The following is a 14388-nucleotide window of genomic DNA, read 5'->3' on the forward strand; positions in this document are numbered from 1 at the left end:
CGCCGGCGCACCTTTCAAACCCGCCTCCGGCGTCACATCTATGCAATGGGCGAGCGGGCGGCGCGGCGGGGAAGCCGAACGTTCCGGGGTGATAGGCAGTGCCGGCTGTTTCGATCGACGGTCCGGTCGGATGATGTCGTCGGACCAATTGTGCGACGGCCGTGAAAGGTGATGGCATGGATGTGCCGATGTGGGTGTGGTTGGCGACGATCGGAGGGATCGCCGCTCTGTTCCTGTTCGATTTTCTTGTCCACGTCCGCAAGCTTCATCACCCCTCGCTCAAGGAAGCCGGCATCTGGTCGACCTTCTACGTTGTCGTCGCACTCATCTTCGGTGCGGGGCTGTGGTGGGTGTGGGGACACGACCACGGGGTGGAATATCTGGCCGGCTACATTACCGAAAAGAGCCTGTCGGTCGACAATCTGTTCGTCTTCGTCATCATCATGGCGAAGTTTCAGGTGCCGGCGAACTTCCAGCAGAAGGCGCTTCTGATCGGCATCGTGATCGCGCTTCTCATGCGCGGCGTCTTCATCGCCGTCGGTGCCGCCGCGATCGAGCAATTTTCCTGGGTGTTCTATCTCTTCGGCATCTTCCTTCTGTGGACCGCCTATACCCTGGCCAAGGAGAGCCTGACCGGTGGCCATATCCAGGGTGAGGACTATGAGCCTAACGCGGTGGTCAAATTCATCGAGCGGCGGTTTCCGGTGACCGACGATTATCGGCGCGCCGCCCTCTTTGTCCGTGAAAAGGGACGGCTGCTGGTGACGCCGATGTTCGTGGTTATCGTCGCTCTCGGCGTGACAGACTTGCTGTTCGCGTTCGATTCCATTCCCGCGATCTACGGCCTGACCGAGCAGCCCTATATCGTCTTCACGGCGAACGCCTTCGCGCTGCTCGGACTTCTGCAGCTCTATTTTCTCATTGGCGGGCTGCTCGATCGGCTTGTCTATCTGGGCGCGGGTCTGGCGTTGATCCTTGCCTTTATCGGCGTCAAGCTGATCTTCCACGCGATGGAAACCAATACGCTGCCGTTCATCAACGGGGGCGACAGTATCGAGGCGGTACCCCACATCTCGACGTGGCTGTCGCTTGCGGTCATCGTGTCGATTCTCGCCATCACGACGATCGCGAGTCTCGTCGCGAGCCGGAATGGATCGAAATCGGTCAAGCATGCGGAACGGGCCGAAGAGCAAGCCTGACCGAAAACTGGGGATTGCCAATGCCATCGGAACGCGACCCGACCAGCGTCGAGCCGGAGACGACGTCCCCGGGCGAGGATGCCGAGTGGGCGGCGCGACGCGACGACCTGTCGAAACGGCTGGCCGAACAACGTCGGCGTCTTCCGGAAAATCGTGAGCCGGCAAACCGCTCCCAGGGCATGCGCGGTGCGGCCCAGGGCCTCAAGGTCGCCAGCGAGTTTGTCGCCGGCATTTTGGTCGGGGCGGCGATCGGATATTTCATCGATCAGCTCGCCGGCACCAGCCCCTTCGGCCTTATCGTCTTTCTGCTGCTCGGATTTGCCGCGGGCGTCTTGAATGTGATCCGGGGGATTTCCGGCACCGGCTCGCCCGGCGACCCCGGCCAACTCTGATCTCTCTGATTATGGATTCCTCCTCACAAACTCGCGTCCATATTCTCATCTGATGCTCTAGGGAGTTGCGAAGCGCGGTTGGGGACGCTATGGGCATGGCGGCCCTCGCCGGGCCACGCCGTGAATTGATGAAGGGCCTGAGAGATTGGCAACCAATCCAACCGATCCGATCCACCAGTTTGAGATTTCCAAGATCGTGCCGATCGAGATCGGCAATCTGGATTTCTCGTTCACCAATTCTGCGCTGTTCATGGTGCTGACCGTCGCGATCACGACGGCCTTCCTGTATTATTCGACACGCGGCCGTGGCCTCGTGCCGAGCCGCGTCCAGTCGATGACGGAACTTTCCTACGAGTTCGTCGCCAACATGCTGCGTGACGCGGCGGGCACCGGGGGCATGAAATTCTTCCCCTTCGTGTTCTCGCTGTTCATGTTCATTCTGGTCGCGAACCTTCTGGGAATGGTGCCGTATTTCTTTACGGTGACCAGCCATCTGATCGTGACCTTCGCGCTCGCGATGCTGGTGATGGGCGTCGTCGTCGTCTACGGTTTCATGAAGCACGGGCTGGGCTTCTTCAAACTCTTCGTGCCGGAGGGCGTGCCAGGCATCCTGATGCCGCTGGTGGTGATGATCGAGGTGATCTCGTTCCTGTCCCGGCCGGTTTCACTCTCGGTTCGTCTCTTCGCCAACATGCTGGCGGGCCACATTACGCTGAAGGTATTTGCCGGATTCGTCGTGTCGCTGAGCGCCTTCGGCGCCCTCGGGATCGCCGGTTCGATCCTCCCGCTGGCCATGGCGGTCGCGCTGACGGCGCTCGAATTTCTGGTCGCCGCGCTACAGGCTTACGTCTTTGCCGTTCTGACCTGTATGTATCTGAACGACGCGATACATCCGGGCCACTAAGAACCGGTCTCCAGATAACCCATGGCGGCCGCGAGGTCGCCGACATCCACCGCAATCGGACAATTTCAAAGGAGTTTTGACATGGAAGCGGACGCAGCAAAGTTCATCGGCGCAGGTCTTGCAACGCTCGGCATGGGCGGCGCGGCCATTGGCCTCGGCAACATCTTCGGTCAGTATCTGGCGGGCGCGCTGCGCAATCCGTCGGCCGCTGACGGCCAATTCGGCCGCCTGATCTTCGGCTTCGCGGTGACGGAAGCGCTCGGCATCTTCGCACTGCTGGTCGCGCTTCTGCTGCTGTTCGCCGTCTGATCGGCATTCGCCAATTTGAGACGAGACGACCGGCGGCAAATCCTGCCGCCGGTCCGCTTTGCCGGAGCCACCGATGTTCGTAAGTCAAGCCTTGGCGCAGACTGAAAACCCAGACGCCGTCGATCTGCCTCCCGCCAACGACACGGCGGCCGCGCATGGCGAGACGATCGCCATCGAAGGCGAACACGAAGGTGTTTTCCCGCCCTTCAACAGCGAATTCTTCGCCTCGCAGCTGCTCTGGCTGGCGATTACCTTCGGCGTCTTCTACCTGGTTCTGCAGAAGGTGATTCTGCCGCGGATCGCGGGCGTCCTGGAAAATCGACGCGATCGCATCGCGCTCGATCTCGAGGCCGCCGAGCGGATGAAGTCCGACGCGGATGAAGCCCAGGCAGCCTACGAGCAAGAGCTGGCGGAGGCACGCGATCGCTCCCACAAGATCGCTCATGACGCTCGCGACTCGGCACGCGAAGATGCCGAGCAGGAGCGCAAGCGCCTCGACCGGCAGTTGGACGAAAAACTGGAAGCGGCCCAGATCCGCATCGCCGAGATCAAGACCGAGGCGATGAAGGATGTCGGCGTGATCGCCGAGGACACCGCCGAGACCATCCTGCGCGAAGTCGCACAGCTCGAGGTCTCGCGTGATGAGATCGCTGGCGCCTTGACGGCCATTCGGAGCTGAGGAGACGACGATGGACAATTCATTCTGGGCCTTCGTCGCCCTCGTCATCTTTCTGGCGCTGGTCTGGTATCTGAAGGCGCCGACCAAGGTCGGAAAGTCGCTCGACGACCGGGCGGCGCGGATCCGCAACGAGATCGAGGAGGCGCGCGAGCTGAAGGAGGAGGCCAAGCAGCAGTTGGCCGAATATCAGCGTCGTCGCCAGGAAGCCGAGCAGGAAGCCAAGGACATCGTCGCCGCCGCCAAGCGGGAAGCGACGCTGTTGCTCGATGACGCGAATCGCAAGAACGAGGAATATGTCGCCCGTCGCACGGCCATGGCGGAGACCAAGATCGCCCAGGCCGAAGGCGACGCCGTGGCCGAGGTGCGGGCATCGGCCGTCAATCTCGCCGTCGCCGCGGCCGCCAAGGTTCTGGCGGACCGCAATTCGGGTAGCGAGGCTGGCCGTTTCATCGACGAATCGATCGGCGAAGTTCGCAAGCATCTGAACTGACCGCTGCCGCGACACCCGCGGCGCGCGGAAAGACTTTGACGAAGGGGTCGCCATTGGCGGCCCTTTTTCGTTCCGGATGGTCCTCCACGACCGGACGAACGCTCTATTCGGCGGCGTCCAGAAGATCGGCGCGCAACGGCCGGAAGCTCATCCGGTGGAGTGGGGTCGGACCCAACCGGGCGATCGCCGCGAGATGCTCGGGCGTGCCATAGCCCATGTGGCGGGAGAAGCCGTAGCCGTCGAAGGCGCCGCAGACGCGGCACATGATTCGGTCGCGAGTGACCTTCGCGACGATCGAGGCGGCCGCGATCGACAGCGACAGCGCGTCACCGGAAATCACTGCGGTGCCCGGACAGCGCAACAGCGGCGGTATGTCGCGGCCGTCGACGAGAACATGGCAGGCCGTCTGAGGCAGCGCGTGCAGCGCGCGCCGCATGGCGATCAGCGTCGCGCCGCGGATGTTGAAGCGGTCGATCTCCGCCGCGCTCGCCGAAGCGATGCCGACATGGGCCGATGCGAGAATTTCGGCGAACAGCCACTCGCGCTTGGCAGCATCCAGTTTCTTGGAGTCGTTGAGGCCGTCCGGCAGCCGGCGCAGGTCGAGCACGACAGCCGCTGCGACCACGGGACCCGCCAGCGGACCACGGCCCGCCTCGTCGATGCCGGCGATGTGCCGCAAGCCGCGTGCGATCAACCCCGCTTCCCGGACATAGTCGGGACCGGCCCGTCTCGCGACCTTGCGGCGCGCGGCGGGCATGGAAGGAACCGGAGAATCGGAGGAACGGCGAGCCATGATGCGGCAAGACTCGCGCATTCTCCGATTCTCCACAAGTCTCGCCGCCTCCCGGGGGAAGAACCGGCGAGTGCGCCGGACCGCGAGGGGCTGGCGGCCAGACGATCGAGCGGGGAAAAGTCTCCCCGGGGTGGGATCAGAGCAGCGCCAGTTGGACGCCGGCCCCCTTCGGCGGCGTGAACCGGTCGCATCTGAGTTCGGTGCGCGTTTCGTTGAGACCCAACCGCCGGGCCGTCATTTCGAAGCGTCGCCGAATCTGGAATGCATAGGGTCCGGTGCCGCGCATCCGCTTGTTCCACTCGGCGTCGTAGTCCTTGCCGTCACGCATCGAACGCAGCAGCGCCAAGACGTGCCGGTAGCGATTGGGGTAATGGCGCAGCAGCCATTCCTTGAATAGCGGCGAGACTTCGAGCGGCAGGCGCAAGAGCACGTAGCCGACCTCGCGTGCGCCGGCCGTGCTGGCCGATTCGAGCACACGTTCGATTTCCGAATCGGTCAGGCCGGGAATGATCGGCGCCATCATCACCATCGTCGGAATGCCGGCCTCGCTGAGCGTCTTGACCGCCTCGAGCCGCTTTGCCGGGGTCGCCGCGCGCGGCTCCATCGCTCTGGCAAGTGTCCGGTCGAGGGTGGTCACCGACAGGGCGACCTTCGCCAATCCCTTCGCCGCCATGCGTTGGAGAATGTCGATGTCGCGCAGGACGAGGGCGGACTTGGTGACGATCCCGACGGGATGGTTGGCGGCTTCCAGCACTTCGAGAATTTCGCGCATGATCCGCCAGGTCTTCTCGACCGGCTGATAGGGGTCGGTATTGGTGCCGATGGCGATGGATTTCACCTCGTAGCCTGGCTTGGAAAGCTCTCTTTCCAGAAGCTCGGCGGCATTCGGCTTGGCAAACAGCCTGGATTCGAAGTCCAGCCCGGCGGAGAGCCCCATATAGGCGTGGGTCGGCCGCGCGAAACAATAGACGCAGCCGTGCTCGCAACCCCGATACGGATTCACCGAACGGTCGAACGAGATGTCGGGCGAACTGTTGCGGGTGATGATCGTCTTGGGTTTTTCGACCTGGACGTCGGTCTTGAACGCCGGAAGTTCGTCGAGACTGTTCCACCCGTCGTCGACGGCGCTGCGCGCGAAGGGCTCGTAACGGCCGCTCGGATTGATCCCCGCGCCACGCCCGCGCCGCCGCTCGAAGCCGATCCGCAGACCCGATTCGGCGACGATGTGATTGGCGATATCTATGCCGTCAGGGGCGGCGAAAGCCGCGCGATCGGCGCTCTTGATGTCCTGCATGGTCGGAACCTTCCGGCTCGCTCGTTCGATGTATGAATAGAGTCCTAATTCGGAAATGAGAACAATACAAGAACAAAAAAGTTCCACCGCTGGTTTTTGGGGGCAGGCTCGGCTAAGCGGGGATATGCTCAGCGTGTTGATGGACTGCGGACCGGACGACAGACAGCTTGCGGCGAGTCTCGCCACGCTCATCCCGGGCGCGGTCGAGGGCGTCGTTCGCGAGGTCGTGCTGGTCGATCGGGGAATGGGGCCTGCGGCGCGCAAGGTCGCCGATCACGCCGGCTGCCGGGTGGTCGCGGAGGAGGAGTTCCGCGTGGCGATCGAGACGGCCAAGGGGGATTGGCTGCTGCTGATGGAGCCCGGCGCCCGGCTGATGCCAGGATGGATCGGCGCCGTAACGGACCACGGCGAGGATGTGGCGCGCGGAACGGCGAAGATCGCGACGGCGCGTTTTCGCCGAGCGCGGATGGACCGGCCGAGCTTCCTGCAGCGATTCCGGCAGATTCGCACCGCGCTCGCCGAGGGCTTCCTTGTGCAAAAGCCGCAGGCGATCGGCCTCTCCAGGCTCGCCTTCAATCTGGAGGAGGTCGCCAAGGGCGTGGCGGTCGAGCGTCTGGCGGTGGAGATCAGGCCAGCGCTCAAGACAAAATAGCTCTCAGGCGTTGCCGCCGCCGCCACGGCGCAGATGTTCGTCGAGTCGGGGCATGATCTCGACGAAGTTGCATGGCTTGTGCCGGTAGTCGAGCTGCGCCTTGAGAATATGGTCCCATCCGTCGCGACAGGCGCCCGGCGAGCCGGGCAGGGCGAAGACGAAGGTGGCGGCGACGACTCCGCCAGTGGCGCGGGATTGGATCGTCGAGACGCCGATCTTGTCGTAGGAAATCCGGTGGAAGACGGCGGAAAAGCCGTCCATGCGCTTTTCGAACAGCGGCTCCAGAGCCTCCGGCGTGACGTCGCGGCCGGTGAACCCCGTGCCGCCGGTGGTGATGACGACGTCGACGTCGTCGCGTTCGCACCAAGCGGTGACGACGTTGCGGATTTCCTCGATCTCGTCGCGGACGATCTTGCGGTCGGCGAGGCGATGACCGGCCTCTTCAAGCCGGGCGACGAGAACGGAGCCGGACTTGTCGTCGTCGATGGACCGCGTATCGGACACGGTCAGGACCGCGATCGACAGAGGAATGAAGGGTTTGTCCGTGCTCATGTCTCGCGCAAATCCTTATATCGGTTCGGTCCCGACACCCACCAGCCGGGACAGGTCGATTCGATCCGGCTTCGCGCCCGTCGCATGTGTCCCGCGTCCTCGAAGAGGCCGAAGACCGTGGCGCCGGAGCCGGACATGCGGGCGAAGCGGGCACCTTCGGCAATAAGCCGTTCGCGCACGGCGTCGATCGTCGGGACCATGTCCACCGCCGTCGGCTCCAGATCGTTGCGGGTCTGCGAAAGCCATGTGGCGAGTGCCGCAATATCGGGGAATCCGCCCGGCGGCAACGGGGGCAAGGCCGGGTTGTCGCAACGTGGCAGCTTCGCGAACACCGCGGCGGTCGACACCGGCTCGCGCGGGTTGACCATGAGCAGGGGCAGGGGAGGAAGAACCGCCAGCGGCGACACGGTTTCGCCGATCCCGGTAACCAGCGCGGCCCGCCCGTCGAGGCACATCGGCACATCGGCGCCGAGCGCGATCGATTCGTGGGTAAGGCGTCGCGCCGCATCGGGCACGCGATCCGCGATAATCCGAAGAAGCGCCGCCGCATCCGCCGATCCGCCGCCGATGCCGGCAGCGACCGGAAGTCGCTTGTCGAGGTGGATCGCGAGCGGCGGCAGCGCCAAATCCCGTTCGGCTAGCAATGTTCTGGCGAAACTGGCGGCGCGCAGCAGAATGTTGTCGGCGCCGACCGGCACGTCGACGGCGAAGGGGCCGCCGACCTCCAGTCGATCTAGCGCATCTGGAGATGGCGCGACCGTGATGCTGTCGCCGGTATCGGCGGCGAAAACGACCAGGCTTTCCAGGCAGTGGTAGCCGTCGGCGCGGCGGCCGACGACATGCAGGGCCAGGTTGATCTTCGCCGGGGCCAGCAGCTGGGTCGGCGGTATGGCGAGAGGAGGCAAGAACCCGCCGCCCGGGCTCAATCGGCCTTAGTGTCGGAGCCGGGCGCCTTGATCGGACCGCCAGAAGAACTGTTGCGGGCCGCCCGCTCGACGTCCGTTGCCGCACCGTCGGCGGGTGCCTTCGCTTTCACGTCCGCCGGATCGAGGCCCCGGGCGAGCTTGGCGCGGATGGTTTTGGCGGCCGCCTGCTCCGGCTTCGGCTCGCCGACGAGGGCGCGCTCCCACTGGAACCTGGCCTCCCGCGCGCGGCCGACCCGCCAATAGGCGTCGCCGAGATGGTCGTTGATGGTCGGGTCCATCGGCGTGATCAGTACCGCGCGTTCGAGTTGCTCGACCGCCTCCTCGAAACTGCCGAGGCGGAAATAGGCCCAGCCGAGCGAATCGATGATGTAGCCGTCATTGGGGCGCAACTCGACGGCCTTCTTGATCATGTCGAGGCCCTCTTTCAGGTTCTCGTTCATGTCGACCCAGGAATAGCCGAGATAGTTCAGGACCTGCGGCTGGTTCGGCGAAAGTTCGAGCGCCGTCTTGAAGTCGGGCTCGGCCTTGTCCCACTGCTTGGTCCGTTCAAAGGCGATGCCGCGCTGGTAATAGAGGTTCCAGTTCGCCGTCTTTCCGGGTTCGGAAAGGGCGATCGCCTTGTTCAAGGCGTCGGCGGCCCCCTTGAATTCCTTGTCGGCGGCAAGCACGTCGGCGAGCGCGGTATGGGCCTTGATGTCGTCCGGATAGTCGCGCACGGCCCGCGTCAGATGGGCCTTGGCCTCGTCCTTGCGCTCGGCATACCAAAGATCGAGACCGATCTGCAGTTCGGCGGTGCGTCGATAGGCCGAGTTTTCCGGGATTTCCCGATAATAGGAAATCGCCAGATCCAGCCGTTCGGAGCGCTCGGCGATCCCGGCAAGGGCGGTCAGCAGCGCCGGATTGCGCGGGGCGACGGCGCGAGCCAACTGGAAATACAGGAGCGCGACCTGCTGGCCGTCGCCGCGATTGATCGCCTGCCCGAGAATGTAGAGCGTTTCGGCGGCGCCTTCCTGGACACCCGTAACGGCGGGCTCGATCGTCTCGCCCTTCTCGACGCGCTCCTTCAGAAGCAGCAGCGGGTCATAGGTCGGCACGAGTTTCAGCCCGGCCTCGATCGCCTGAAGCGCGGCATCGGTGTTGCGGGCGCGAGTCTCCAGCCGCGCCAGCGCTTCGGCGGCGGCGAGATAGGCGTCCGGCGAGGTTCGGGCCGATTCCTCGTCATCGACAACCTTGCGAAGCGCGATGCGGGCAACGTCCGGACGCCCGGCGACATCGGCGATGAGGCCCTTCTGGTAATCGTTGAAGATCGCGAACCAAGGCGCCCCCGTGAGCGTGTCGAGTCGCGACAATGCCGCGTCGGTCCGCCCGGCGCCAAGCTCGGACCAGGCGATCAACTGGCCGATCAGGAGGGCATCGAGATCGCTCGGCTTGGGCAGATCGAATTCGGTGATGGCGGCATCGAAATTGCCCTTGCTCAGGGCATCGATACCCAGCGCGATGCGCGCGACCTTGCTGGCCTCCGGCGCGTCGCGCAGCTTCGCGGCCATGTCGACGCCGTCCTTGAAGCGCCCGTCGGCGATAAAGGCGAACATTGCGTCCTGCTGCAACAGGTCGGAGGTCGGGTCCATCGACAGGGCTTGCGCGAAGAAATCGGTGGCGGCCTCGAGATCGCCGTCGCGTTGCGCCGATTTGGCGGCGAGATAGGCGCCCGAAAGCGACTGGGCCTGGGCCAAGGCCGGTTTCGCCGTCGCTCCATCGCCGGCGGCTCGCGCGGCGGGAGCCGCCGTGGCGGCGAAGAGGGCGGTTGCTGTCAGCAATGTCAGAAAGCGCGATGTCTGCACGTAAAATCCTCTTTCCGGGCCACGCCGACCGGTGATGAAGCGCGGCGACTTCTTGCCGAAATCCTGGCTGACCTTAGTCCAGCGGCTTACCGAGGTGAAGCCGCGACGGTCGCGAATGCAGGGTCAATACGGTGTTGCACCGAGAGATTGTCGGGATTGCGGCCCGCGCGACGGCGGTGGGCAATGGCGGCTCGCCCGTGTCAATTGACACGGTCGATGCAGAACGCGACAACGCCGAGAAGCGCCTCGCGGCTTGGCGAGGCTGGCAGCGAGGTCGCGGCTTCGTGTGCCGCCTCGCCGTAGAGCCGGGCCCGGGCAATCGTCGCTTCCAGTGCGCCATGCGCGCGAATCAGCCCCTTGGCCTGCCGAAGCGCCTCGTCGTCGTTGCGACCGCCCTCCATGGCGTCGCGCCAAAAGGCCCGCTCCGTCTCGTCACCCGCCTGGTAGGCGAGAATCACCGGCAGGGTGATCTTGCCTTCGCGAAAATCGTCGCCGGTGTTCTTGCCGAGATCGGTGGCGGATCCATCGTAGTCGAGCACATCGTCGACCAGCTGGAAGGCGAGGCCGAGGTTGCGTCCATAGCGGCGCATCGCCTCGCGCTCGGCCATGCCGGCCCCCGCAACGACCGGGCCGACCTCCGCCGCGGCGGAGAACAGCGCCGCGGTCTTGGCGTCGACGACCGCGAGATAGTCGGCCTCGCTCGTCGTCATGTGTTTGGCCGCCGAAAGCTGCCAGACCTCGCCCTCGGCGATGACAGCCGACGCCGTGGACAAAATGTCGAGCGCGGCGAGCGAGCCGACCTCGACCATCATCTTGAAGGCCTGGCCGAGCAGGAAATCGCCGACGAGAACGCTGGCCTGATTGCCCCAGATCGTACGGGCGGTCTTCTTGCCCCGCCTGAGATCGCTTTCGTCGACGACATCGTCATGGAGCAGCGTCGCCGTGTGCATGAACTCGACGCTCGCGGCGAGTTTCACATGCGCGTCGCCGTCATAGCCATGCGCCAGCGCCGACGCGATCGTCAGCATCGGCCGCAGCCGCTTGCCGCCAGAGGAGATCAGGTGCTCGGCGATCTCTGGAATCAGCTCGACATTCGAGCCGGCCATCGAAAGGATCAACTCGTTGACGCGGGTCATGTCGGACGCCGTGACCGCGAGGATCGGTTCGATCGAACCGCGGGTATCAGTTCGCCCGACGGGGCTGGCCAAGCTCACCATGTCACTCCGTTGGTTTCCCTCGCGGGCCGCGAGGGTGTTGCCGAACATCGATCCCGAAGATGGCGTCGGCGCCGCCGATATAAAGGCCTCGACCCCGCCACGCCGGGAGAACGTGCGTCGGTTTCGCCCCAGCCCTTGCTATGACCGGCGCAATTCGGGCACCTATATCCCGGTCGGCCCGCATGCGGCCCCACCTTTCCCCGGCTTCGGTCGCCCCTTTTTTCGAAGCGGTTCACATCATGCAAGAACTCATGCGTTCCAATGACGCCGTTCTCATATCCTTTGTCGACGCTCTCCTGAATGACGCGGACATTCCGCATTTTGTCGCCGATGTCCACATGAGTATTCTCGATGGGTCGATCGGCGTGCTGCCGCGCCGCGTTCTGGTCGACCCAGATCACCTCGACCAAGCCCGCAGAATCCTCAAAGACGCCGAACTCGGCCATGAACTGTCCTGATCGGGCATCCACCGCCGACGACACGGACCCGTCGCAGGTTCGCCGCGACGCGTTTTATCGTGGCCGGTTCGTGGTGCTGCAGCCGGCGTGCGGCGGCTACCGGTCGGGTCTCGACGCGATGCTTCTGGCCGCGACGCTGCCCGAATCGGCGACGGGCAGTGTTGCCGATATCGGCGCCGGGGCAGGGGTGGTCGGCCTCGCCGCGGCCTGCCGGGCCGAACGGGTCGAGGTGACGCTGGTCGAGAAGAGCGCGGCCATGGCCGACCTTGCACGACGGGGACTGACCTTGCCGGAGAACGTGGCGCATCAAAATCGCGTGCGCGTCGTCGCGGCGGACATCCTCGCGGGTCGTGCCGGTCGTGAGGCCGCCGGCCTTTGCGACGGTGCGTTTCAGCATGTTCTCACCAATCCGCCGTTCTATCCGCACGGCCACCGCGCCTCGCCCGACCCGTTGCGCGCCGAGGCCCTCACTGCCACAGACGCCGACTTCTTGCCGCGCTGGGTGCGCGCCTGTGCCGCCCTGCTCGGCCATGGCGGTCGGTTCACGGCCATCGTGCGGCCGGACGCGCTGCCGGCGATGCTGCAGGCAAGCGAAGGCCGGCTGGGCGGGATTCGCGTGTTGCCCATTCATTCACGCTCCGCGGCGCCGGCGATTCGCCTGATGGTTGCCGGGCGCAAGGGATCACGCGCACCCCTCGCGGTGCTGCCCGGCCGCACGCTGCATGCGCCCGACGGCGGGTTGGAGCCCTTCGCCGAGGCGATCGCGGCGGGCACGGCGGATATCGCGCTCGATTGCTGATTCGACGGAACGCGCGGTCGGCGCGTTGCGAACCGGCCGATCGCGCTTACATGCCAAGCCTGATCTTGTCCCAGCAACAAAGGCCTTCCGTTGGCGAATCCCCTCCAGAAAATCCTTCCCAAGCGCTTCCGCTCCGATGCCACCGTGATCCCCGTGGTTCGGCTGTCGGGTGCGATCATGACCTCGCAGAGCGCGCTGCGGCCGACGCTGTCGCTGGCAACCGCCGCGCCGGTCCTGCAGAAGGCCTTCGATTACAAGAAGGCGCCCGCGGTGGCGATCGTCGTCAATTCGCCCGGCGGCTCGCCGGTACAGTCGCGGCTGATCCATCAGCGGATTCGCGATCTCGCCGAGGAGAAGGGCAAGCGGGTTCTCGTGTTCGTCGAAGATGTCGCGGCGTCCGGCGGCTACATGATCGCCTGCGCCGGCGACGAAATCATCGCCGACCCGTCTTCCATCGTCGGCTCGATCGGGGTGGTTTCCGGCTCCTTCGGCTTCGTCGAGGCGATCGCCAAGCTCGGCATCGAGCGCCGGGTGCATACCGCCGGCACCAGCAAGGCGACGCTCGACCCGTTCCAGCCGGAAAAGGCCGAGGACGTCGAACATCTGAAGGCGCTGCAACGCGAGGTCCACCAGACCTTCATCGATCTGGTCAAGCAAAGTCGCGGCGCTAGGCTGGTCGAAGACGACGACCTGTTTTCCGGCCTGTTCTGGTCGGGACTGCGCGGGCGTGACCTCGGCCTTGTCGATCAGATCGGCGACCTGCGCGGCACCTTGCGCGCCCGCTTCGGCGACAAGGTCAAACCGGTATTGATCCAGGCGAGCCGCAGCCTGTTCGGCCGCAAGCAGCCGGGCATTCGCGCCGACATGGTCGCGGGCGCCGGGCTGGCCTCGATCGGCGCCGGCTTCGCTTCGGAAATATTGAGCACCGCCGAGGAGCGCGCCCTGTGGGCTCGCTTCGGGCTTTGAAACGGGCGGGAACCGCGGGGCGCGCGGTTCCTTTCTATTGCCGAGGCGCGCGCCTCAGCGCATAATCGCCGGACCTTCAGGAGAATGGTCGAAGATGCCGCAGTTTCTTCTTCTTGGCCTCGTCGGGGCCGCCGCCTTGTTTGGCTACAAGCAGATGAAGCGGGACGCCGATCGTCTGGCTGAGCGCAATCGCCGCGCCGAATCCGAAATGAAGACCGGCGCGCAAGGCACGCTGGTGCGCGGCGACGACGGGATTTATCGCATCAAGAAGGATTGAGCGGGCGTCCCGCGTGATCGGAGACAAAAAGCCTGCTTTGGCCGCGGCGGCCGACGGGATGTCGACTCTGATCCGGTTCAGTTTGGGCGGTTGAGGACCTCGCCAGGCATGGCCGCGAGCGGAGGTCCGCGATTTGAAACAGAATACAGTGATTCTGTTTCAGTTCTGAGCGGATCACAAGTTTTTAAATCGACCCTTCGGCAGCCTGATTCCACTCGGGAAGTGGGAAAATCTTGTCGTATGCCCAGTTAAAAACGAACGCGTAAACGAGGTAGAAAAGTGCGAAACTCACGTCCATCAGGAACGCCTGAAATAACCCGACGCCAAGATACCAAGCGAACAGAGGAAGCACCCAAACGAGCAATCCCGCCTCGAAGGCGAATGCATGAACTACCCGCAATTTCAACGTCTTAGAAGTTCGCCCGTAAAAGCGCCACATCATGTGGTCGAACCCGAGGTTGTAGGCGTAATTCCAAAGCGTTGCGATTGTCGCCCCGATAAGAGCCACGACACCGATCTGCGAGGTGGGAAGGTGAAAAGCCCAAGCGCCAAGCGGCGTAACAATCATCAAGCCGATGACTTCGAAACTGAGCGCGTGGCGAACTCGGTCGCTGGTCGATCGCATGGGACTCCCCTCTAT

Annotated in this window: 18 protein-coding genes; 11 read left to right on the forward strand and 7 right to left on the reverse strand. The window is 64.5% G+C overall.

What is annotated here, in order from left to right; all coding sequences use genetic code 11:
- Positions 1 to 176: 176 nt before the first annotated feature.
- The 6 genes from VQ045_RS05155 (at position 177) to VQ045_RS05180 (ending at position 3973) form a co-directional block, all read left to right on the forward strand.
- Positions 177 to 1199 carry a TerC family protein gene (locus tag VQ045_RS05155; protein ID WP_331829370.1) on the forward strand — a complete coding sequence of 341 codons (1023 nt, stop codon included), beginning with the start codon at positions 177 to 179 and terminating at the stop codon, positions 1197 to 1199.
- 20 nt (positions 1200 to 1219) lie between these two features.
- Positions 1220 to 1591: an AtpZ/AtpI family protein gene (locus tag VQ045_RS05160; RefSeq protein WP_331829371.1), complete on the forward strand. Its 372-nt coding sequence runs from the start codon at positions 1220 to 1222 to the stop codon at positions 1589 to 1591.
- Positions 1592 to 1736: 145 nt separating this feature from the next.
- Complete coding sequence (locus VQ045_RS05165) at positions 1737 to 2495, forward strand: F0F1 ATP synthase subunit A (protein ID WP_331829372.1); 759 nt, start codon at positions 1737 to 1739, stop codon at positions 2493 to 2495.
- Positions 2496 to 2576: 81 nt separating this feature from the next.
- Complete coding sequence (locus tag VQ045_RS05170; RefSeq protein ID WP_327622375.1) at positions 2577 to 2804, forward strand: F0F1 ATP synthase subunit C; 228 nt, start codon at positions 2577 to 2579, stop codon at positions 2802 to 2804.
- Positions 2805 to 2877: 73 nt separating this feature from the next.
- Positions 2878 to 3483, forward strand: a complete 606-nt coding sequence (locus VQ045_RS05175) for a F0F1 ATP synthase subunit B (protein WP_331829373.1) — start codon at positions 2878 to 2880, stop codon at positions 3481 to 3483.
- Positions 3484 to 3493: 10 nt separating this feature from the next.
- Positions 3494 to 3973 carry a F0F1 ATP synthase subunit B gene (locus VQ045_RS05180; protein ID WP_327622373.1) on the forward strand — a complete coding sequence of 160 codons (480 nt, stop codon included), beginning with the start codon at positions 3494 to 3496 and terminating at the stop codon, positions 3971 to 3973.
- A gap of 103 nt (positions 3974 to 4076) precedes the next feature.
- On the opposite strand, the gene VQ045_RS05185 is transcribed toward VQ045_RS05180, so the two are convergent.
- A complete protein-coding gene (locus tag VQ045_RS05185) occupies positions 4077 to 4787 on the reverse strand; it encodes a ribonuclease HII (protein WP_331829374.1) in 711 nt (236 codons plus the stop codon).
- Positions 4788 to 4902: 115 nt separating this feature from the next.
- Positions 4903 to 6060, reverse strand: a complete 1158-nt coding sequence (locus tag VQ045_RS05190; RefSeq protein WP_331829375.1) for a PA0069 family radical SAM protein — start codon at positions 6058 to 6060, stop codon at positions 4903 to 4905.
- Positions 6061 to 6199: 139 nt separating this feature from the next.
- Here VQ045_RS05190 and VQ045_RS05195 point away from each other — a divergent pair, with 139 nt between their 5' ends.
- Entirely contained in the window at positions 6200 to 6712 is a 513-nt protein-coding gene (locus VQ045_RS05195; RefSeq protein ID WP_327622479.1) for a glycosyl transferase family 2, read from the forward strand.
- A gap of 3 nt (positions 6713 to 6715) precedes the next feature.
- On the opposite strand, the gene moaB is transcribed toward VQ045_RS05195, so the two are convergent.
- The 4 genes from moaB to VQ045_RS05215 all read right to left on the reverse strand — a co-directional run bounded on the left by moaB (position 6716) and on the right by VQ045_RS05215 (position 11167).
- Positions 6716 to 7264 carry a molybdenum cofactor biosynthesis protein B gene (moaB, locus tag VQ045_RS05200; protein ID WP_327622370.1) on the reverse strand — a complete coding sequence of 183 codons (549 nt, stop codon included), beginning with the start codon at positions 7262 to 7264 and terminating at the stop codon, positions 6716 to 6718.
- Entirely contained in the window at positions 7261 to 8169 is a 909-nt protein-coding gene (locus VQ045_RS05205) for a 4-(cytidine 5'-diphospho)-2-C-methyl-D-erythritol kinase (RefSeq protein WP_331829376.1), read from the reverse strand. Before VQ045_RS05205 ends, moaB begins: the two co-directional genes overlap by 4 nt.
- 17 nt (positions 8170 to 8186) lie before the next feature.
- On the reverse strand, positions 8187 to 10031 hold the full coding sequence (locus tag VQ045_RS05210) for a tetratricopeptide repeat protein (protein WP_331829377.1): 1845 nt from the start codon (positions 10029 to 10031) through the stop codon (positions 8187 to 8189).
- 200 nt (positions 10032 to 10231) lie between these two features.
- On the reverse strand, positions 10232 to 11167 hold the full coding sequence (locus VQ045_RS05215) for a polyprenyl synthetase family protein (protein ID WP_442872839.1): 936 nt from the start codon (positions 11165 to 11167) through the stop codon (positions 10232 to 10234).
- Between the two features lie 320 nt (positions 11168 to 11487).
- On the opposite strand from VQ045_RS05215, the gene VQ045_RS05220 reads away from it, so the two are divergent.
- From VQ045_RS05220 to VQ045_RS05235, 4 genes are all read left to right on the forward strand, one after another.
- On the forward strand, positions 11488 to 11706 hold the full coding sequence (locus tag VQ045_RS05220) for a putative signal transducing protein (protein WP_327622365.1): 219 nt from the start codon (positions 11488 to 11490) through the stop codon (positions 11704 to 11706).
- Positions 11693 to 12505, forward strand: a complete 813-nt coding sequence (locus VQ045_RS05225; protein ID WP_331829378.1) for a tRNA1(Val) (adenine(37)-N6)-methyltransferase — start codon at positions 11693 to 11695, stop codon at positions 12503 to 12505. The genes VQ045_RS05220 and VQ045_RS05225 overlap by 14 nt, the downstream gene beginning before the upstream one ends.
- A 90-nt stretch (positions 12506 to 12595) precedes the next feature.
- Positions 12596 to 13471, forward strand: coding sequence for a S49 family peptidase (locus tag VQ045_RS05230; RefSeq protein WP_327622363.1), 876 nt, complete (start codon positions 12596 to 12598; stop codon positions 13469 to 13471).
- 94 nt (positions 13472 to 13565) lie between these two features.
- Positions 13566 to 13748, forward strand: a complete 183-nt coding sequence (locus VQ045_RS05235) for a hypothetical protein (protein WP_327644982.1) — start codon at positions 13566 to 13568, stop codon at positions 13746 to 13748.
- Positions 13749 to 13932: 184 nt separating this feature from the next.
- On the opposite strand, the gene VQ045_RS05240 is transcribed toward VQ045_RS05235, so the two are convergent.
- Positions 13933 to 14373, reverse strand: a complete 441-nt coding sequence (locus VQ045_RS05240) for a PACE efflux transporter (protein ID WP_331829379.1) — start codon at positions 14371 to 14373, stop codon at positions 13933 to 13935.
- Positions 14374 to 14388 lie beyond the last annotated feature (15 nt).

The sequence above is a fragment of the Aurantimonas sp. E1-2-R+4 genome (assembly GCF_036549515.1).
GTDB lineage: Bacteria > Pseudomonadota > Alphaproteobacteria > Rhizobiales > Rhizobiaceae > Aurantimonas > Aurantimonas coralicida_A.